Source organism: Maritimibacter dapengensis, from assembly GCF_019218265.1.
Classification (GTDB): Bacteria; Pseudomonadota; Alphaproteobacteria; order Rhodobacterales; family Rhodobacteraceae; genus Maritimibacter; species Maritimibacter dapengensis.
The window spans coordinates 224,289-242,225 of record NZ_JAHUZE010000001.1; the positions used below are offsets into that span (position 1 = coordinate 224,289).

At 62.9% G+C, this 17,937-nt stretch carries 20 protein-coding genes; 15 read left to right on the top strand and 5 right to left on the bottom strand.

What is annotated here, in order from left to right; genetic code table 11:
* Window positions 1-50 precede the first annotated feature (50 nt).
* Window positions 51-1,013 carry a hydroxymethylbilane synthase gene (gene hemC / locus KJP28_RS01210; RefSeq protein ID WP_218390407.1) on the top strand — a complete coding sequence of 321 codons (963 nt, stop codon included), beginning with the start codon at window positions 51-53 and terminating at the stop codon, window positions 1,011-1,013.
* On the opposite strand, the gene KJP28_RS01215 is transcribed toward hemC, so the two are convergent.
* Window positions 1,010-2,383 carry an FAD-binding oxidoreductase gene (locus KJP28_RS01215; protein ID WP_218390408.1) on the bottom strand — a complete coding sequence of 458 codons (1,374 nt, stop codon included), beginning with the start codon at window positions 2,381-2,383 and terminating at the stop codon, window positions 1,010-1,012. The genes hemC and KJP28_RS01215 overlap by 4 nt on opposite strands.
* 42 nt (window positions 2,384-2,425) lie before the next feature.
* A complete protein-coding gene (gene hemN, locus KJP28_RS01220; protein ID WP_218390409.1) occupies window positions 2,426-3,781 on the bottom strand; it encodes an oxygen-independent coproporphyrinogen III oxidase in 1,356 nt (451 codons plus the stop codon).
* A gap of 57 nt (window positions 3,782-3,838) precedes the next feature.
* Here hemN and fnrL point away from each other — a divergent pair, with 57 nt between their 5' ends.
* A complete protein-coding gene (gene fnrL, locus KJP28_RS01225) occupies window positions 3,839-4,579 on the top strand; it encodes a transcriptional regulator FnrL (protein WP_218390410.1) in 741 nt (246 codons plus the stop codon).
* Window positions 4,580-4,597: 18 nt separating this feature from the next.
* Here the strand turns inward: fnrL and KJP28_RS01230 are convergent, their stop codons facing one another.
* Together KJP28_RS01230 and KJP28_RS01235 are read right to left on the bottom strand one after the other, a co-directional pair.
* Entirely contained in the window at window positions 4,598-4,999 is a 402-nt protein-coding gene (locus KJP28_RS01230; RefSeq protein WP_255552142.1) for a hypothetical protein, read from the bottom strand.
* A gap of 143 nt (window positions 5,000-5,142) precedes the next feature.
* A complete protein-coding gene (locus KJP28_RS01235) occupies window positions 5,143-5,982 on the bottom strand; it encodes a universal stress protein (protein WP_218390411.1) in 840 nt (279 codons plus the stop codon).
* Window positions 5,983-6,226: 244 nt separating this feature from the next.
* Between KJP28_RS01235 and ccoN the strand changes: the two genes are divergently transcribed.
* The 5 genes from ccoN (at window position 6,227) to KJP28_RS01260 (ending at window position 10,327) form a co-directional block, all read left to right on the top strand.
* Window positions 6,227-7,822: a cytochrome-c oxidase, cbb3-type subunit I gene (ccoN, locus tag KJP28_RS01240; protein WP_218390412.1), complete on the top strand. Its 1,596-nt coding sequence runs from the start codon at window positions 6,227-6,229 to the stop codon at window positions 7,820-7,822.
* Between the two features lie 14 nt (window positions 7,823-7,836).
* On the top strand, window positions 7,837-8,589 hold the full coding sequence (gene ccoO / locus KJP28_RS01245) for a cytochrome-c oxidase, cbb3-type subunit II (protein ID WP_218390413.1): 753 nt from the start codon (window positions 7,837-7,839) through the stop codon (window positions 8,587-8,589).
* 11 nt (window positions 8,590-8,600) lie between these two features.
* A complete protein-coding gene (locus tag KJP28_RS01250; protein WP_218390414.1) occupies window positions 8,601-8,789 on the top strand; it encodes a cbb3-type cytochrome c oxidase subunit 3 in 189 nt (62 codons plus the stop codon).
* Window positions 8,786-9,649 (top strand): cytochrome-c oxidase, cbb3-type subunit III, encoded by an 864-nt coding sequence (gene ccoP, locus KJP28_RS01255; RefSeq protein ID WP_218390415.1) that lies wholly within the window; start codon window positions 8,786-8,788, stop codon window positions 9,647-9,649. The genes KJP28_RS01250 and ccoP overlap by 4 nt, the downstream gene beginning before the upstream one ends.
* A 168-nt stretch (window positions 9,650-9,817) precedes the next feature.
* Complete coding sequence (locus KJP28_RS01260) at window positions 9,818-10,327, top strand: GNAT family N-acetyltransferase (protein WP_218390416.1); 510 nt, start codon at window positions 9,818-9,820, stop codon at window positions 10,325-10,327.
* Here the strand turns inward: KJP28_RS01260 and KJP28_RS01265 are convergent.
* Window positions 10,308-11,132 (bottom strand): alpha/beta fold hydrolase, encoded by an 825-nt coding sequence (locus KJP28_RS01265; protein WP_218390417.1) that lies wholly within the window; start codon window positions 11,130-11,132, stop codon window positions 10,308-10,310. The two genes, KJP28_RS01260 and KJP28_RS01265, sit on opposite strands and share 20 nt — an antisense overlap.
* Before the next feature lie 427 nt (window positions 11,133-11,559).
* On the opposite strand from KJP28_RS01265, the gene ccoG reads away from it, so the two are divergent.
* The 8 genes from ccoG (at window position 11,560) to KJP28_RS01305 (ending at window position 17,856) form a co-directional block, all read left to right on the top strand.
* Window positions 11,560-12,996 carry a cytochrome c oxidase accessory protein CcoG gene (ccoG, locus tag KJP28_RS01270; RefSeq protein ID WP_218390418.1) on the top strand — a complete coding sequence of 479 codons (1,437 nt, stop codon included), beginning with the start codon at window positions 11,560-11,562 and terminating at the stop codon, window positions 12,994-12,996.
* A complete protein-coding gene (locus KJP28_RS01275; protein WP_255552143.1) occupies window positions 12,993-13,484 on the top strand; it encodes a FixH family protein in 492 nt (163 codons plus the stop codon). The genes ccoG and KJP28_RS01275 overlap by 4 nt, the downstream gene beginning before the upstream one ends.
* A gap of 3 nt (window positions 13,485-13,487) precedes the next feature.
* Window positions 13,488-15,689 carry a heavy metal translocating P-type ATPase gene (locus KJP28_RS01280; protein WP_218390419.1) on the top strand — a complete coding sequence of 734 codons (2,202 nt, stop codon included), beginning with the start codon at window positions 13,488-13,490 and terminating at the stop codon, window positions 15,687-15,689.
* Window positions 15,686-15,847, top strand: a complete 162-nt coding sequence (gene ccoS, locus KJP28_RS01285; protein ID WP_218390420.1) for a cbb3-type cytochrome oxidase assembly protein CcoS — start codon at window positions 15,686-15,688, stop codon at window positions 15,845-15,847. Before KJP28_RS01280 ends, ccoS begins: the two co-directional genes overlap by 4 nt.
* A 256-nt stretch (window positions 15,848-16,103) precedes the next feature.
* On the top strand, window positions 16,104-16,928 hold the full coding sequence (locus tag KJP28_RS01290; RefSeq protein WP_218390421.1) for an urease accessory protein UreD: 825 nt from the start codon (window positions 16,104-16,106) through the stop codon (window positions 16,926-16,928).
* A 1-nt stretch (window position 16,929) separates the two neighbouring features.
* The gene (locus KJP28_RS01295; protein ID WP_218390422.1) at window positions 16,930-17,232 is read left to right on the top strand and encodes an urease subunit gamma; all 303 of its coding nucleotides are present in this window, start codon (window positions 16,930-16,932) and stop codon (window positions 17,230-17,232) included.
* A 10-nt stretch (window positions 17,233-17,242) separates the two neighbouring features.
* The gene (locus KJP28_RS01300) at window positions 17,243-17,548 is read left to right on the top strand and encodes an urease subunit beta (protein WP_218390423.1); all 306 of its coding nucleotides are present in this window, start codon (window positions 17,243-17,245) and stop codon (window positions 17,546-17,548) included.
* Window positions 17,548-17,856: an antifreeze protein gene (locus KJP28_RS01305; protein ID WP_218390424.1), complete on the top strand. Its 309-nt coding sequence runs from the start codon at window positions 17,548-17,550 to the stop codon at window positions 17,854-17,856. The genes KJP28_RS01300 and KJP28_RS01305 overlap by 1 nt, the downstream gene beginning before the upstream one ends.
* Window positions 17,857-17,937: the final 81 nt, after the last annotated feature.

The following is a 17,937-nucleotide window of genomic DNA, read 5'->3' on the forward strand; positions in this document are numbered from 1 at the left end:
AAGCGGGCAGGGCATGGACAGGGCAATCGGTCGCGTCTAAACGTGCCGGCATGACTTTGACTCGTCCAGACCCGACCAAGCCCCTCAAGATCGGCACGCGCGGCTCGCCGCTCGCGCTCGCGCAGGCCTATGAGACGCGTGACAGGCTTGCGAAGGCGCATGACCTGCCCGAGACGGCCTTCGAGATCGTGGTGATCAAGACGACCGGCGATGACCGGGCGATGATCGACGCCGACCGCCCGCTGAAAGAGATCGGGAACAAAGGTCTGTTCACCAAGGAAATCGAAGAGCAGCTTCTCAACGGGCGCATCGACATCGCGGTGCATTCGATGAAGGACATGCCGACCGAACAGCCGCTCGGGCTGATTCTCGACTGCTTCCTTCCGCGCGAAGATACGCGCGACGCCTTCGTGTCGCTGTCGGCCAGTGGTATTGCCGATCTGCCCGAGGGCGCGGTGGTCGGAACCTCGTCGCTTCGCCGCAAGTCCCAGCTTCTGAATCGCCGACCGGACCTGAAGGTCGTCGAGTTTCGGGGCAACGTGCAGACCCGGCTGTCCAAGCTGCGCGACGAGGTGGCCGAGGCCACATTTCTCGCCATGGCCGGGCTGACCCGTCTCGGCATGCTGGAAGAGGTGCCGCATGGCGCCATCGCGCCCGAGGACATGCTTCCCGCAATTGCACAGGGGGCAATCGGGATCGAACGGCGCGCCCATGACGATATGACTGGCGAGATGCTGGCTGCGATCCATGACCGGCTGACCGAGAACAGGCTGGCGGCAGAGCGAGCGTTTCTCGCGGCGCTCGACGGGTCTTGCGAGACACCCATCGCCGGGCTTGCCGAGATCGAGGGTGATACCCTGCGCCTGCGTGGTGAAATCCTGCGGACCGACGGGTCCGAGGCGCTGTCGGACGACGTGACCGGCGCGGTCGCAGACGGGCCGGAGCTTGGCCGCAAGATGGCCGAGAAGCTCCTGGCGCAGGCTGGCGACGGGTTCTTCGACTGGAAATCCTAGTCCGGGATCACTTTCCCCGGATTGAGAATCCCCTTCGGGTCGAGCGCCACCTTGATCGCCCGCATCACCTCCAACGCGACCGGGTCCTTGTGCCGGGTCATGGCGGGGCGCTTCGACAGTCCCACACCGTGTTCCGCAGAGAACGTGCCGCCCATGTCCGTCGCGATCTTCTCGACCGTTTGCATGAGCCGATCCTTCAACCCGGGCTCGTCGCGGGTCGGATAGACCACGTAGTGGATATTGCCGTCTCCAAGATGCGCGACCGAGGTATCCTCGAAGTCCGCGTCGATTTCTGCGAGCGCCGTCCTGACAGCAGGAAAGAACGAGTCGACCCGGTCGAGCGGCAACGCGATATCCGTCGCGACCACGGGTGCTTTCGAAAAGGCGACTTCCGCCGCGGCCTCGCGTCGTGTCCACATCTCGCGCCGCTGGGCTTCCGACTGGGCGATGACGGCGTCCAGGATTTCGCCGCTCTCGAATGCGCTTTCAAGCTCGGTCTCGAACGTCTCGGCCAGCTCTGCCGGGCCGCCGAGTTCAACCAGCACGTTCACATCGTATGAGGCATCGAAGGGAGCGCGCGCGCCTTCCGCGATTTCCAGATGTCTTGTGACGTAGCTTCTCGGCATGTATTCGAACGCTTCCACGGCGCCCGCGCTCGCCGCCTGCAACCTGCCGAGAAGGGTGAGCGCCGCGGGCAGGTCGCGCAGCGCCAATATCGCGGTGGCGTGGCGGGCCGGGGCCGGGACCAGTTTGACGACCGCTGCCGTGATGATGCCAAGAGTGCCTTCCGCGCCAATCACGAGGTCGCGCAGATCGTAGCCCGAATTGTCCTTGTGCAGGTCGGTCATCAGATCCATCACCCGCCCGTCCGCAAGAACCACCTCGACGCCCAGAACCTGTGCGCGGGTGTTTCCGTAACGCAGAACGTTGGACCCTCCCGCGTTCGTCGACAAAATACCGCCGATACGCGCCGAGCCCTGCGCACCGAAACTCACGGGAAACAACAGCCCCCGCTCTGCGGCGGCGTTCTGTAACGTCTCGACAATGACGCCTGCCTCGACCACCGCTATTCGCGCCGCGTCCCGGATGTCTCGAATCCGGTTCAGCCGCTCGAGCGACAGCATCGCGGCGCCCGCGGCGAAGGTTCCGCCCGACACGCCCGTGTTGCCCGAAACCGGGACCACGGGCGTCGCGCTGTCGTTGGCAAGCCGCAAAAGCGCGGAGACCTCGTCCGTCGTGCCGGGGCGCAGGACGCAAAGCGGATCCGAGACGTAGGTGCCGGTAGAGTCCGTGGCATAGGCCGCCATGTCCGCACCGGTCAGCACATGCGCCGCACCGATCAGCGCGGCGGCGTCGTCTTCAAATGCCATGCGATCCTCCCCTGCCTGTCGCGACGCGCAGACTAGGTCAGATCAAACGGCCTGGCTATGACCTTCCGCGTTCATCTCGTAGGCATCGAAATACCGCGCGATGATGCGGGCGAGCGGACGGGAGGCGTCGCGGATTGTCAGAACGCCGTCGGCAAGATCGAAGGTGCCGGGCAGGACCTGATCCAGCCCTTCGGCCAATGCGCGGGTCGCGGCCGGGTTCGCGCCCAACTCGGCGGCCGTGGCGTTGAAATCCACGCGGAAGTCGCACAGGAGATGCTCGATCACCCGGCCCCTCAGCTTGTCGTTGGCCGTGAAGGCGTGGCCCTTCGCGATCGGCAATTCACCGTTGCGGACTCTCAGCTGGTATTTCGAGGTGGCCGGTTCGTTCTGCGCATAGCCCTGCGGGTAACGCGAGATCGAAGATGCCCCGAGCCCGATCAGAACGGGCGAGGAATCTTCGGTATAGCCTTGGAAATTCCTGCGCATCGTGCCCGCATCGTGGGCGGTCTTCAGCCCGTCCTCGGGGCGTGCGAAATGGTCGATACCGATTTCGGCGAAACCATCGGCCACGAAAAGGTCGCGCGCGGTGTTGAACAGTTCGAGACGACCCTCGGGCGACGGAAGCGCCTCGGTCGGGATCAATGTCTGACGCCGCGCCATCCAGGGCACGTGAGCGTATCCGAACAGCGCGATTCGATCCGGGTCGAGCGACAGAACCTTCTGCACCGAGTCGGCCATCCGCGCCTTGGTCTGGTGAGGCAGGCCGTAGAGCAGATCGACGTTGAGCGATTTGATGCCGCGCGCACGAAGGCCATCGACGGCCTTCTTGGTGATCTCGTAGCTCTGGGGTCGCCCGATGACCTCCTGGATCATCGGATCGAAGTCCTGCACGCCGAGCGACGCACGGTTCAGCCCCGCAGCCGCCAGCGCGTCCAGCCTCGCACCGTCGATTTCGTTCGGGTCGATCTCCACAGAGAATTGTGCGTTCGGGCCAAGTGGCGCAACGTCGAAGATCGCTGCGGCAAGGTCCGCGATCATGTCGGGTTCGAGCAGGGTCGGCGTGCCGCCGCCCCAATGCAGGTGGCTGATCCTGACGTCATCCGCGAGCCGGGATTTGAGCGTCGCTAATTCTTGCATCAGCGAATCAACATAAGCCCTCACCGGCCCCGCGTTACTCGTCCCTTGCGTGCGGCAGGCGCAGAACCAGCACAATCTCCGGCAGAACGGGACGTGGATGTAGAGTGAGATTTCGGACCCGGACGGAATGGCCTGAATCCAATGACTTACCTGGTCAGAACCAACACCTCCGGCGAAGTGCGGGGCGGTCGGATAGCTCGTGTAACGCGGCACGCGTGCGTCAAATAGACCAAGCTTGCGAAGTTGGGTGTATTTTTCCATTCTTATACGATGTAGAGAACTCTCAACGCGCGGCCTTGACCAGGATCAAATAAGCTCATGTCCGGTCTCCATCTGGATATCAAAGATTGCGGGCAATGCCCGATACGGCACCGTGCCGTATGCTCCCGTTGCGAACCGGATGAGCTCGAAACGCTTGAAAGCATCAAGTATTACAGGACTTACGAGGCCGGGCAGCCGATCCTCTGGTCGGGCGATCATCTCGAATTCGTCGCTTCGGTCGTGACCGGGATCGCGACCCTCAGCCAGACGATGGAAGATGGGCGCACGCAGATGGTCGGTCTTCTGTTGCCATCGGATTTCATCGGTCGCCCGGGGCGCGACTCTTCCCCGTTCGACGTCGTTGCGGTGTCCGATGTGACCTTGTGCTGCTTCAGGCGGCGTCCGTTCGAGGACCTGATGATCTCGACCCCGCATATCGGCAACCGGCTTCTGGAAATGACGTTGGACGAGCTCGACTCGGCCCGCGAGTGGATGCTCGTGCTGGGGCGCAAGACGGCGCGAGAGAAAATCGCCTCTCTCCTGCTGATCGTCGCGCGGCGCGACGCTTCGTTGCGCAAGAATCATCCGTCGGACGGCATGGCTTTCGACCTGCCGCTGACCCGCGAAGCGATGGCCGATTATCTCGGCCTTACGCTCGAAACCGTGAGCCGCCAGATATCTGCTCTAAAGAAATCCGAGATCATCGAGCTTCAAGGCAAGCGCCGGGTGATCGTGCCCGATCTCGATGCCCTTGTCGCCGAAACCGGTGACGATTTCGACGGTGGGCCGATCGCCTGACCGGCCCACCGTGTCGTTTCACGATTTCGGCGCGGCGTTGGGCGACGTTTCCACCGTCTTGAACGTGATTCCGCAATTCTTGGCGTTCGACGCGGCTTCGAGCGCGTTCAGCTGGCCCTTCAGCTGCGACAGCTGGCTCGCCGTCTCGTCATTGCCGCCGATGAAGAACGCGGCGGGCCAGAACAGGACGACGGCGACGCCCGTCGCCACGGCATCGCGTGCCGCTTCTTGATCCTGCACGCCCGACACTTCGGAAGCCCGGTTTGCGACCCGTTGCGCTTCGGCGGAAATCTGGCCGCAGCTCAGACCCTGATACATGACTGGCGAAACCTCGGCGGCTTCGATGTTCCGGCCCGATTTGGCACAGGCGGTGAGGCTGGTCGCAGCAGCAGCGACCAGGAGCAATGATTTGAATTTCATGAGTTTTCCCCTTTCTCGAACTCGTTACCCGGGGCGCAAATTACCCATGTGGTTCATTGAGGCAAGACCAATTGCCTCATTTGTCAAAAAAATGGCCGGTGATCGAACACCGGCCAGTCAGGGAGGTAATTTCGGGCTCTGCCTCAATGGGCGAGGAGCAGGGGTCTTTCGGCGTCTTCGAGCATGTTGCGCGTCGCGCCGCCCAGAATGGATTCGCGGAACCGGGAGTGGCTGTAGGCCCCCATCACCACGAGATCGGCGTCGATGTCGCTTCCGTGCCGGTTCAGGACGTCGGCGACCCGCGTCATGGTTTTGGAGAGGACCGAGACCTCGGGACGGATGCCATGCCGGGCGAGCATCTGGCTCAATTGCCCACCGGGGTCCGACCGCTCCGGCCCGTGTTGGGGCGGGTCGATGATCGCGATGTTCACGGTATCGGCAGCCTGCAGGAATGGCATGGCCGCCCGGATCGCCCGCAATGCCTCGCGGCTCTCGTTCCAGCCGATCATCACGCGCTTCACCTCGTTCGGGAACGTGTGGCCACGCGGCTGTATCAGGACCGGCACATCGCCCTCGAACATCGCCGCCTCGACGATCGCTTCGAGGTCGTGGTCGGCCTTGTCATTGTAAGGCTGCGGGAGCACCACGAGGTCCGAGAACCGCGTGCGATGCGCGATCAGCCCGTTCAACGCGACCATCTGGGCCGACAGTCCGGTCGCGGACCAGTTGAAGGGTGCGCCGGCAAGTGCCTTGCGCGCGAAATTTTCGAGTTCCAGCGCGTCTTCGTGCGCCTGGCTCAGACTGTCCTGCATCACGATCGCCGTTGCGCCGGCATAATAAAAGCCCGGCTGCGTGCGATCGAGCCCCAGCCCGATCACGTCCAGATGTGCGCCAAGTGTCTGTGCCAACGTCTGCGCGGCGTCGAACGAGGCCCGGCCTCGCTCGGCATCGGTGAGTACGGTCGTGATCGTCTGGTAAGCCATCGCTGCGTTCCGTGAATACTGGCCCTCAGGCCGCGTGAATCTGCGTGTCAGCGTGGCGCGGCTTTGGCGATGCCGCTTTGATATGGGTCAATATCCGGCCCGGATGCCGCCGTTAACGCTGCCTTTGATATGGATCAATGCGGCTTGTCCCGGATCGGTCCAAATCCGCAGTCAGTCGAAAAGCACGCGGGGAATCGGGGTGTGCCCGAACCGGTGCGCTGAGACAGAACTGAAGGGACGAAACATGTGGGATTACGTTAAACTGGTGATCTACGGCCTGATTGCGATTCTGGCCGCCATCGCCTCCACCTACGCCCGCGATCTTGCCTACCTGGTCCACGCCATTCTGGTCGTGGCGATCGCGGCGGGGCTTTTCATCTATACGCTTCGGCGTATGGGGCATGAAAAGCCTGTCAAAACCGGGTATCTCGACGCGCCGATTCGTATCGGCGTCGCGCTCACCGCATTCTGGGGCGTCGTGGGCTTTCTCGTCGGGACCTATATCGCGTTCATGCTGGCCTTCCCGGAGATGAATTTCGCCTGGGCCGAGGGTTACCTGAACTTCGGGCGGCTTCGTCCCCTGCACACCTCCGCCGTGATCTTCGCCTTTGGCGGGACCGCGCTGGTGACTTCGTCCTTCTACGTGGTGCAGCGCACCTCGGGCGCGCGGCTTTGGAACGATGGTCTCGCCTGGTTCGTGTTCTGGGGCTACCAGATCGTGATCCTGCTTGCGGCGACCGGGTACATCCTCGGTGCGACGCAAGGCAAGGAATACGCCGAACCCGAATGGTACACCGATCTCTGGCTGACGATCGTCTGGGTGGGCTATCTCGTTCTCTTCATGGGTACGCTGATGAAGCGGAAAGAACCGCACATCTACGTGGCCAACTGGTTCTACCTGTCCTTCATCATTACCATCGCCATGCTTCACGTGGTGAACAACCTGTCGATCCCGGTCTCGATCTTCGGCGCCAAATCGGTTCAGGTCTTCGCCGGCGTGCAGGACGCGATGACTCAGTGGTGGTACGGTCACAACGCCGTGGGCTTCTTCCTGACCGCAGGCTTCCTCGGGATGATGTACTACTTCATCCCGAAACAGGCCGAACGTCCGGTGTTCTCCTACAAGCTGTCGATCATCCACTTCTGGGCACTGATCTTCCTCTACATCTGGGCTGGACCTCACCACCTCCATTACACCGCGCTGCCGGATTGGGCATCGACCCTCGGCATGGTGTTCTCGGTGGTCCTGTGGATGCCGTCTTGGGGTGGCATGATCAACGGCCTGATGACGCTCTCCGGCGCATGGGACAAGCTGCGCACCGACCCGATCATCCGCATGATGGTGGTTTCGGTGGGCTTCTACGGCATGTCCACCTTCGAAGGCCCGATGATGTCGATCAAGGCTGTGAACTCGCTCAGCCACTATACCGACTGGACCATCGGTCACGTGCACTCCGGCGCGCTTGGCTGGAACGGCATGATCACCTTCGGGATGCTCTACTTCCTGTTCCCGAAACTGTGGAACAAGGCCGGCCTCTACAGCCTGAAGCTCGTCTCCTGGCACTTCTGGCTCGCCACCATCGGCATCGTGCTCTACGCCGCGTCGATGTGGGTGACGGGGATCATGGAAGGCCTGATGTGGCGTGAAGTCGACGCGCAGGGTTTCCTCGTGAACTCCTTCGCCGACACCGTGGCCGCCAAGTTCCCGATGTATCTGGTCCGTGGCTTCGGCGGGGTGCTCTACCTCACCGGTGCGCTGATCATGGCCTATAACCTCTGGATGACCGTGCGTCGTGCGCCTCTTGCCGAGACGACCGCCGCTGCGGCCGCCGCAGAATAAGGGGAGCGTGAAGAATGGCTATCCTTGATAAACACGCGATCCTCGAGAAAAACGCCACGCTTCTGCTGGTCGGATCTCTGTTGGTCGTTACTGTCGGCGGCATCGTCGAAATCGCCCCGCTGTTCTATCTCGAGAACACGATCGAGGATGTGGAGGGCGTGCGCCCCTACTCCCCGCTCGAGCTCGAGGGACGGAACATCTACATCCGCGAAGGCTGCTACGTCTGCCACTCGCAGATGATCCGTCCGATGCGGGACGAGGTAGAGCGTTACGGTCACTACTCGCTGGCAGCGGAGTCGAAATACGACCACCCGTTCCAGTGGGGGTCCAAGCGGACGGGGCCCGACCTCGCCCGCGTGGGTGGCCGCTACTCTGACGAGTGGCACGTCGACCATCTGATCAACCCGCAATCGGTGGTGCCGGAATCGGTCATGCCGAAATACGCCTACCTCCTCGATCGTCCGCTGGACGGCGCGTATATTGACGAAGTGATGTCGACGAACCGTATCGTCGGTGTGCCTTACACCGACGAAGGGATCGAGATGGCGCGGGCCGACTTCTTCAGCCAGGCCGACCCGGATGGGAACGTCTATGCAGACGCCGATCCCGACGCCGTGATGGAACGCTATCCGGGGGCGCAGGTGCGCAACTTCGACGGGCAGCCCGAAGTCACCGAAATGGACGCCTTGATCGCCTACATGCAGATGTTGGGCACCTTGGTGGACTTCTCGGAATTCGAGCAGACGCCCGAAGAGTGGATCCGGTAAGGGGACTGACGATGGACACCTACAGCATCTTTCGCGAAATCGCGGACAGCTGGGTCCTCTTGGCCATGTTCCTGTTCTTCGTTCTCACCGTTCTCTGGGTGTTTCGCCCAGGGAGCCGTGAGCTCCACAAGGACGCGGCCAACGCCCCCTTCCGCCACGAAAATCAACCCGCCCAGGATATTGAGGAGGCGCGGCAATGAGTGACAAAAAGCAAGAGGTCGAAACCACCGGACACGTGTGGGATGAAGACCTCAAGGAATTCAACAACCCGCTTCCGCGCTGGTGGCTGTGGACCTTCTACGCCACGATCATCTGGGGCATCGGCTATACCATCGCCTACCCGGCATGGCCTTTGGTCGAACGCGCCACGGGCGGTCTTCTGGGCTACTCGACCCGACTTGAAGTCGCGGAAGAGATCAATCGCTTCGAGGACATGAACGCAGAGGTCCGGGCCGAGCTCGCCTCGCTCGACGCCGCCGACATCCCGAACAACGAAGCGGCCTACAGCTATGCGATCCAATCGGGCCGGGCGACCTTCGCCACCTATTGTTCGCAGTGCCACGGCTCGGGCGCCAACGGCATCGAAGAAGGGAACGGATATCCGAACCTTCTCGACGACGACTGGCTCTGGGGCGGCGATCTGGCTTCCATCGTGACCACCGTGACCCACGGCATCCGGAACGAGGACGACCCGGACGCGCGGTATTCGGAAATGCCGGCATTCGGTGACGACTATCTCGAAGATGCCGAGATTACGGACGTGGTCGCTTACGTCGGTTCGCTCTCCGGTCAAAGCTTCGATGGCGACGTCGCTGCGGGCGAAACCGTGTTCGCGGACAATTGCTCGTCCTGCCACATGGAAGACGGCAGCGGCGACCGCGAGCAGGGCGCGCCGAACCTCACCGACGCGATCTGGCTTTATGGCGGATCGCAGGAGCAGATCGAAAGCTCTGTCCGCGTGGGTCCCTACGGCGTTATGCCGAACTGGAACACCCGTCTCGACGATGCCGAGATCAAGGCTGTTGCAGCCTACGTTCACCAGCTGGGCGGCGGCGAGTAAGCCGGCCAGCACACCAGATCCGGGGCCTCACTCCCCGGTTCGGCACCGATCCCTGATCCTGTTCGCGCGTTTCTCCGGGGTCGGTGCCACTTAACAGGGAAAGGCCGGAGCATTGCGCTCCGGCCTTTTTCGTTCCGGCAGGTCGCGCCGACCTGCTAGGCTCGCGCCATGACCCGATATGATTTCCGGCTTGTAGTGGATGACGACATGCAAATGCTGCGCGACTGGCTCGCGCGGCCGCATGTGGCCGAATGGTGGGACGATGATGACGACGATCCGCTGGACGAGGACATCCCTGAGGGCGGCGATATACGAAAGTGGGTCGTCTCGCTCGATGGAGAACCCATCGCCTATCTTCAGGATTACCGAGTCCACGCATGGGACGACCACCCGTTCTCGTTTCTCGATCCCGGCGCTCGTGGCATCGACATGTATATCGGCCCCGCAGATTTCATCGGTTGCGGGCATGGCAGCGCGATGGTGCGCCAGCATGCCCTGAGGCTCATCGACGAAGGCGCGCCGCAGGTCGCCATCGACCCGCACCCGGATAATATCCGCGCCGTGCGTGCCTACGAAAATGCCGGGTTCGAAATCGTCGGTCCGGCACGAAACAGCCCCTGGGGCCGCTTCGTGCCGATGGTGTTCCGGGGCGCTGCGCCTAGCGATGCAGGAACTTGAGCAGCACCTCGTTGAAGGCTTCTGGATGGCTCACGTTGCAGCCATGCGGCGCACCTTCGAGCACCTCCAACTCGGCGTGAACCACCACCGTCTTTGTCCGCTCGCCCGACCCCTCGATCGGCACGATCGCGTCCGAGTCGCCGTGGATGACAAGGCATTTCGTCTGCACCTTGGCGAGGTCCGCACGGAAATCGGTCGTCCCGAACGCTTCCATGCAGCCAAGCGCGGCGGTCTGGTCTGATTGCTTGCAGAGCTTGATCGCTTTCTGGCGATCTTCCTCCGAGACCTTCAATTCGCCATCCGCGGAAAAGAAGTTCTTGGTAAAATCATCGAAAAACGCGTCACGGTCTTTCTTCAGACCGGCTTCGAGCTCCTGCGCGGCGTCCGGCGTAAGCGGCCCATCCGGGTTGTCCTCGGTTTTCATCATGTAAGGCGGCACCGCAGCGGCGAATACGACCGAATGAAGGTGGTCGTCGCCGTGTCGGGCGATGTAGCGGGCGACTTCCCCGCCGCCCATCGAAAACCCGACGAGCGACGCGTCCTCCAGTTCGAGCTCGGTGACGATGCCGTGCAGGTCATCGGCTAGCGTGTCGTAATCATAACCGCTGTCGGGCTTTTCGGACTCCCCGAACCCGCGACGATCGTAGGTGATGACGCGAAAGCCCGCGGACTTGAGGTCGGGCACCTGTTTCTCCCACGCCTTGCCGGACATCGGCCAGCCGTGGATCAGGACGACCGGGCGGCCATCGCCGCCATGGTCCTCGATGTGAAGTTTGACGTCATTCGTGGTGATGTCTTTGGGCATATCGTTTCCTCTCCGTGTGTCTCGTCCCGTGAGGGTCTGAAACCCAACGCGGGCCGGGGAGGGGTGTTCCGATGGGCCGGCTTGGCGCGTAAAGCCAACGAAAAACGGCGCCCCGTTGGGAACGCCGTCTCTCACCCTGATCCTGTTCGCGCAGTCCCGAGGTTTGCGGCGTATTGCCATATGGTCGAAGGAGCGTCAAAGCCCCGCGCCGTACCTCTTGATTTTTGAGGCCGTCGAATGCGACCGGAGCCGACGATCGCGCAGGATTGAAACCTCGCGAAATCAGGCGCTTAAAAGGTATGCGACAGAGTAGGATTACGTCGCGTAAAACACCCATTCACTTTCTGGAATGTTGATCCAAGTCAAAGCCCGGTCACGCGCCGAAAACATACAAACCAAGTGAAACATTAGCCAGGATCGGATTCTCATGTCCACCAGCGAGACACCAGAACCCACACAACAACTCTATGCCGCGCGCGAACCCGTCTTTCCGCGCCGGGTGCGCGGCAATTTCCGTGCGCTGAAATGGTGGATCATGGCGCTGACGCTCGGCGTCTACTACCTGACGCCGTGGATCCGCTGGGACCGTGGACCGAACCTCCCGGATCAGGCGGTTCTGGTTGACCTCGCAAATCGCCGGTTCTTCTTCTTCTGGATCGAGATCTGGCCCCATGAATTCTACTTCATCGCGGGTCTGCTCATCATGGCGGGGCTGGGTTTGTTTCTCTTTACTTCGGCGCTCGGTCGGGTCTGGTGCGGCTATGCCTGCCCGCAGACCGTCTGGACGGACCTGTTCGTCCTGACCGAACGCTGGATCGAGGGCGACCGCAACGCGCGGGTCCGGCTTTGGAAAGCCAAATGGGACGCCCGGAAGTGGCGGCTACGTCTGTCCAAGTGGTTCGTATGGCTCATGATCGGTCTTGCGACCGGCGGTGCGTGGATCTTCTATTTCACCGATGCGCCCACGTTGCTGGTCGATCTGGTGACGCTGAACGCGCATCCGGTGGCCTATACGACGATGGGTATCCTGACCTTCACCACCTTTTTCTTCGGCGGCATCGCGCGTGAGCAGATCTGCATCTATGCCTGCCCCTGGCCGCGGATTCAGGCCGCGATGATGGACGAGGACACGGTGGTGGTCGCTTATCGCGAATGGCGCGGCGAGCCGCGCGGCAAGCACCGCAAAGGGCCTGAGGCTGACAAGCTGGGCGATTGCATCGACTGCATGGCCTGCGTCAACGTCTGCCCTGTCGGGATCGACATTCGCGATGGCCAACAGCTCGAATGCATCACCTGTGCGCTTTGCATCGACGCCTGCAACGAGATCATGGACAAGGTCGGCAAGCCGCGTGGCCTGATTGACTACATGGCGCTCAAGGACGAAGAGCATGAGCGCGCCGGTGGCCATAAACGATCGCTGATGAAACACATCATGCGTCCGCGCGTGCTTCTCTACACGTTCCTATGGGCGGCCATCGGGGTCGGGCTGACCGTGGCGCTTTTCGTGCGTCCCGATCTTCAGATTACCGTCCGGCCCGAACGCAACCCGACCTTCGTCACGCTGTCGGACGGTTCGGTGCGCAACACCTACGAGGTCGGCGTGCGCAACAAACACGGCGAAAGCCGCCCGTTCTACGTTTCGGTCGGAGTCGACAGCCCCTTCGAGGTTGCCGTAGAAGGAACCGACGAACGCGTGGTCGTCGTCCCGGCTGACACCGAGAACAAGGTGCGCGTCTATGTGACCTCGGCACCTGGTTCGGAAGAGAGCCTGCGCGACCGGACCGACATTCGCATCTGGGTGGTCGATGGCGTGACCGGGGACCGCGCCTTCCACGACACCGTATTCAATGGGAGAGGACAATGAGCATGGTTGAACAGGCCGACGAGGGGCGCAAGCTGACCGGCTGGCACGTGCTCGCCATTGCCGTGATCGCGTTCGGAATCATCATCAGCGTCAACATTTTCATGGCGACGAAGGCAATATCGACCTTTCCGGGGCTGGAGACAAAGAACTCCTATGTCGCGAGCCAGAAATTCGACGGTGACCGCGCAGCACAAGCCGCTTTGAACTGGTCCGTCAAGCCGACCATGACCGGTGAAAGCCTTATGCTCATGATCACCGACGAGGCAACGGGCATGCCCGTACGTGTCAAGTCGATCGGCGGCATCTTGGGCCGTGCGACCCATGTGAACGACGATCAGGAGCCGTTCTTCACCCGCACCATGTCGGGCGCCTATACGGCCAAGGTCGGTGCACTGGACTACGGCAAGTGGGAGCTTCGGCTCGAAGCCGTGTCCGAAGACGGGACACCGTTTCGCCAGCTGATCGAACTCTACGTGCCGAAGAACTGACGAATGGCCGCACCCGTTTCCGCCTGTCCGGCCTGTGACGCCGCGCATCTTGCCGAAGAGACGGCAGGGCGCGGCTATGCGGGCGACGGTGGCGAGTCGCGTCGCATCATGCTGTCGCTTCCGCAGGTCTATTGCGCGGCGTGTATCGTGGGCGTCGAACGGGGGCTCGCGACCCAGCCGGGCGTGCGCTCGGCGCGGGTCAACCTGACGCTCAAGCGGGCGACGGTTGAAGCCGATCAGGGCGTCGAAGCGGAAGACCTCGCCGCCTACCTGACAGGCATCGGATACGAGGCCTATGAGCTTGACGCGGGCGCGCTGTCCGCGACGGAAACCGACAAACGCTCGCGCGATCTGATGATGCGAATGGGCGTGGCGGGGTTCGGCATGATGAACGTCATGCTCCTGTCGGTGGCGGTCTGGTCCGGTGCGACCGAGGCGACGCGGGACCTGTTTCACTGGGTTTCGGCGGCCATCGCGCTTCCCATCGTGGCGTTCTCGGCGCAGCCGTTCTTTCGCAATGCCTGGACCGCGCTTCGCGTCGCGCGGCTCAACATGGACGTGCCGATTTCGCTGGCGATCATTCTCGCCGCCGGGATGTCGGTCTATGAGACGATGCATTCCGGGCAGCACGCCTATTTCGACGCGGCGTTGTCTCTGACCTTCTTCCTGCTCGCGGGCCGATACCTCGACCATCGCACCCGTGCCGTGGCGCGGTCCGCGGCCGAGGAACTGGCCGCGCTGGAAGTGCCGCGCGCCCATAAAATCGTGGACGGGCAAGAGGTTGTGGTTCCCGTGGCCGAGCTTGCCGTGGGCGATGTGGTGCGGGTGACGCCGGGCAACCGGGTGCCGGTCGACGGCATGGTCGAAACCGGCGAAAGCGAAGTTGACCGCTCGCTTTTGACGGGCGAGAGCCTCCCGGTTTTCGCGGGCCCCGGCGAGATGGTGAACGCGGGCGAAGTGAACCTGACCGGGCCGCTGACGGTTCGGGTCGCGGCCACCGGCGAGGATACCTCGCTGCACCGCATGGCCGACCTCGTGGCCATCGCCGAGACCGCGCGCAACAAGTATACGAGCCTCGCCGACAAGGCGGCTGCCATCTATGCGCCGGCGGTTCATCTGCTAGCGCTGGGTTCGTTCGTGGCGTGGCTGGTGATCACGGGCGGAGACGTGCGGCTGGCGCTGAATATCGCCGTCGCGGTGCTCATCATCACCTGCCCCTGCGCGCTGGGGCTGGCCGTACCGGCGGTAACGACGGCGGCCTCCGGGCGGCTGTTCAAGCGCGGAATGCTCTTGAAATCCGCGACCGCGATGGAGCGGTTGGCGGAGGTCGATCACGTGGTGTTCGACAAGACCGGTACGCTGACACAGGGCGAGCCGACACTCGACAATATGGGTGACCATGCCGAGGCCGATCTGGCCATCGCGGGGGCGCTCGCGCAGGGGTCGTCGCATCCATTGGCACAGGCGATCACGCAGGCGGTGAGCGGGGCGGGTATCATGCCTTCCGTATTGTCCGAGGTGCGCGAGATTCCGGGCTACGGGATCGAGGCGCAACACGGTGGTGAAATCGTGCGGCTGGGCCGCGCCGAATGGCTTGGCGCCAGAACGCTCGACCGCACGGCGACTTATCTCAAGATCGGCAAGCGCCCCGCCGTCGCGTTTACCTTTAACGATGCGTTACGCGAGGGTGCGGCGGAGGCTGTTGCCGCGATGAAGGCGCAGGGCTGTGCCGTGACGCTGATTTCCGGGGACGCACCGGCCGCGGTGCAGGACGTGGCGTTCCGGCTGGGTATCGAGGATTATCGCGCGGGCATGTTGCCGGAGGGTAAAGTCGGCGCGCTCGAAGAACTGGCCGCAGGCGGGGCGAAGGTTCTGATGGTCGGGGACGGGTTGAACGACACCGCCGCGCTCGCCGCCGCGCATGTCTCGATCTCGCCCGCATCGGCGCTGGAGGCGGCGCGGGTCGTGTCCGATATCGTGCTGCTCGGCAAGAGCCTGGAGCCTTTGGGCGAGGCCGTTTCGACGAGCCGGAAGGCGACAAAGAGAATCAAGGAAAACTTCGGTATTTCAACGGCCTACAACCTCATCGCCATTCCGATTGCGTTGCTCGGCTTCGCCACGCCGCTGGCCGCGGCCTTGGCGATGTCGCTGTCGTCCATTACAGTGTCCCTCAATGCTCTCAGGTTGAAAGCGCGCAGGTCATGAACGTACTCGTCTATCTTATTCCGGTGTCGATCTTTCTGGGCGCATTGGGGCTGTTGTTCTTCTTCTACACGCTGAAGTCGCGCCAGTATGAAGACCCGGAAGGCGACGCGCAGCGGATTCTGTCGGGCATTTACGACGACGCGCCGCCGGAAGACTGAGGCGCGGTCGCAGACCATTTGCGGCACAGTGATCGCCCCGAAAATCCACGTATGGAACACGTATGTATCGCGTATGGAATACGTATGGATGATCTCCGTATCTGCGCTTTTCACGTCGCATGAAATTTGGGCAACGCGCCTGATTTTTGGTCGCCAGATCGGGGCGAATACGGATTTCTCGGGCTGGATGCGCGCGGTCTCCTGACTCTCCCGAAGCGGCGGGAAACACTCGGGGCGGTGGGAATCCGGAGGCTCCATGACACAACTCGCCGCGATCACCGAGGCCGAGCAGCCGCGCGCGCGCGGTGCCGTTCGCGTGTCGGCCAAATCGCGGGGCGGGGCGAGCGTGATCGACGAGCTCGCCATGTCGGGGTCGATGAAGGCGCTATTTCCGCGCGGGGCGCGCGGGCTCGACGCCATGCTCATCAACACCGCCGGAGGCGTCACCGGTGGTGACAGGTTCCAGACCGAGGCGGAGGCAGGGTGCGGCACCGAGTTGACGCTGACCACGCAGGCTGCCGAACGCGCCTATGCTGCGCGGGACGCAGTGCCGGGGCGGGTCGATACCCGGCTTACGGTCGCGGATGATGCGCGGCTCAACTGGCTTCCGCAGGAGACGATCCTGTTCGACCGCTGCCACATGCGCCGCCAGTTGTCGGTGGAGCTTGCGCCGGGCGCGCGGTTTCTCATGGTCGAGCCTTTGATCCTGGGCCGCGTCGCGATGGGCGAGGTGCTGCGCGATGTCCGGTTCCAAGACCGGGTCGATATACGCCGTGACGGCGTGCCCATATATCTCGATGCCATCCACCTGGTCGGTGATCTGCAGAATATGCTCGCCTCTGCCGCGACGATGAATGGCGCGCGGGCGATGGCCGCGCTGGTCTTTGCCGCGCCCGAGGCCGAAGCCTATCTCGACAAGTTGCGCGCGTTGCTGCCTGAAACCGCGGGGGCGAGCCTGCTCGCGCCCGACCTTCTCGTTTCCCGGATCGTCGCGCCCGACAGTTTCGCGCTCCGGCGCGTTCTGGTGCCTGCGATCCGACTTCTGAACCAAGACGAAATCCCAAGACCCTGGATGCTCTGACATGAACCTGACCCCGAGAGAAAAAGACAAGCTGCTGGTGGCCATGGCCGCCGAGGTCGCGCGCAAGCGGCTGGAACGCGGCGTGAAGCTGAACCACCCCGAGGCGATTGCGCTGATTACCGATGCGGTGGTCGAAGGCGCGCGCGACGGGCGCTCGGTCGCCGAGATGATGCAGGCGGGGGCCGCCGTCATCACGCGCGACCAATGCATGGAAGGCATCCCCGAGATGATCCACGAAGTGCAGGTCGAGGCGACGTTCCCGGACGGGACCAAGCTCGTCACCGTCCACAATCCCATTCGTTGAGGAGAGCCAGATGAACCCGGGAGAAGTCATGCCCGCTGCGGGCGAGATCACGCTGAACGAAGGTGCCGAGGTGGTGACGCTGATGGTCGCCAATACCGGCGACCGCCCGGTGCAGGTCGGCTCGCATTACCATTTCTACGAGACGAACCCTGCGCTTGATTTCGACCGGGAGGCCGCGAAGGGCCTGCGCCTCGATATCGCGCCGGGAACGGCGGTGCGGTTCGAGCCGGGGCAGGCCCGTGAGGTGAACCTGATCCCCATTGGCGGTGCGCGGAAGATTTATGGTTTCAATCAGAAAATCATGGGGGCGCTGTGATGGCCCGATTGCCGACGTATTGGGACGCCTGGGCCAACGCCTTGCAGGCGGGGATGATCGTTGCCGAGGCGCAGGCCGTGATCGCGATGCGGCTTTGGGGCATGGCCGGAATGTGGTCGGTGACGCCGTATGAGAACACCCGGATGGTCAGTGAGAAAGCGGGGGCATGGACCCGCGCGATGTTGAGTGCGGGTATCGCGGCGACGAATGGTGGCGACGTGGCCAAGGCCGCGATGCGACCCGTTCGTGCCAAGACCAAATCGAACGCAAGGCGGCTCGCGAAACGCGGACCGAAAGTGCGCCGATGATGCCAGGCACGACACGCGCCCCGGACCTGATCCGGGGCCTCCGCCCTGACGATGAGGTCCCGGGTCAGACCCGGGACGGGT

What these genes read in the sequence shown, in the direction of transcription:
- hemN (WP_218390409.1), bottom strand. Translation starts at nt 3,781, where the DNA reads ATGGAAAAATACACCCAACTTCGCAAGCTTGGTCTATTTGACGCACGC.
- fnrL (WP_218390410.1), top strand. Translation starts at nt 3,839, where the DNA reads ATGTCCGGTCTCCATCTGGATATCAAAGATTGCGGGCAATGCCCGATA.
- ccoN (WP_218390412.1), top strand. Translation starts at nt 6,227, where the DNA reads ATGTGGGATTACGTTAAACTGGTGATCTACGGCCTGATTGCGATTCTG.
- ccoS (WP_218390420.1), top strand. Translation starts at nt 15,686, where the DNA reads ATGAACGTACTCGTCTATCTTATTCCGGTGTCGATCTTTCTGGGCGCA.
- KJP28_RS01305 (WP_218390424.1), top strand. Translation starts at nt 17,548, where the DNA reads ATGGCCCGATTGCCGACGTATTGGGACGCCTGGGCCAACGCCTTGCAG.
- KJP28_RS01230 (WP_255552142.1), bottom strand. Translation starts at nt 4,999, where the DNA reads ATGAAATTCAAATCATTGCTCCTGGTCGCTGCTGCTGCGACCAGCCTC.
- KJP28_RS01280 (WP_218390419.1), top strand. Translation starts at nt 13,488, where the DNA reads ATGGCCGCACCCGTTTCCGCCTGTCCGGCCTGTGACGCCGCGCATCTT.
- KJP28_RS01250 (WP_218390414.1), top strand. Translation starts at nt 8,601, where the DNA reads ATGGACACCTACAGCATCTTTCGCGAAATCGCGGACAGCTGGGTCCTC.
- ccoG (WP_218390418.1), top strand. Translation starts at nt 11,560, where the DNA reads ATGTCCACCAGCGAGACACCAGAACCCACACAACAACTCTATGCCGCG.
- KJP28_RS01275 (WP_255552143.1), top strand. Translation starts at nt 12,993, where the DNA reads ATGAGCATGGTTGAACAGGCCGACGAGGGGCGCAAGCTGACCGGCTGG.
- KJP28_RS01215 (WP_218390408.1), bottom strand. Translation starts at nt 2,383, where the DNA reads ATGGCATTTGAAGACGACGCCGCCGCGCTGATCGGTGCGGCGCATGTG.
- KJP28_RS01290 (WP_218390421.1), top strand. Translation starts at nt 16,104, where the DNA reads ATGACACAACTCGCCGCGATCACCGAGGCCGAGCAGCCGCGCGCGCGC.
- KJP28_RS01265 (WP_218390417.1), bottom strand. Translation starts at nt 11,132, where the DNA reads ATGCCCAAAGACATCACCACGAATGACGTCAAACTTCACATCGAGGAC.
- hemC (WP_218390407.1), top strand. Translation starts at nt 51, where the DNA reads ATGACTTTGACTCGTCCAGACCCGACCAAGCCCCTCAAGATCGGCACG.
- KJP28_RS01235 (WP_218390411.1), bottom strand. Translation starts at nt 5,982, where the DNA reads ATGGCTTACCAGACGATCACGACCGTACTCACCGATGCCGAGCGAGGC.
- KJP28_RS01295 (WP_218390422.1), top strand. Translation starts at nt 16,930, where the DNA reads ATGAACCTGACCCCGAGAGAAAAAGACAAGCTGCTGGTGGCCATGGCC.
- ccoP (WP_218390415.1), top strand. Translation starts at nt 8,786, where the DNA reads ATGAGTGACAAAAAGCAAGAGGTCGAAACCACCGGACACGTGTGGGAT.
- KJP28_RS01300 (WP_218390423.1), top strand. Translation starts at nt 17,243, where the DNA reads ATGAACCCGGGAGAAGTCATGCCCGCTGCGGGCGAGATCACGCTGAAC.
- KJP28_RS01260 (WP_218390416.1), top strand. Translation starts at nt 9,818, where the DNA reads ATGACCCGATATGATTTCCGGCTTGTAGTGGATGACGACATGCAAATG.
- ccoO (WP_218390413.1), top strand. Translation starts at nt 7,837, where the DNA reads ATGGCTATCCTTGATAAACACGCGATCCTCGAGAAAAACGCCACGCTT.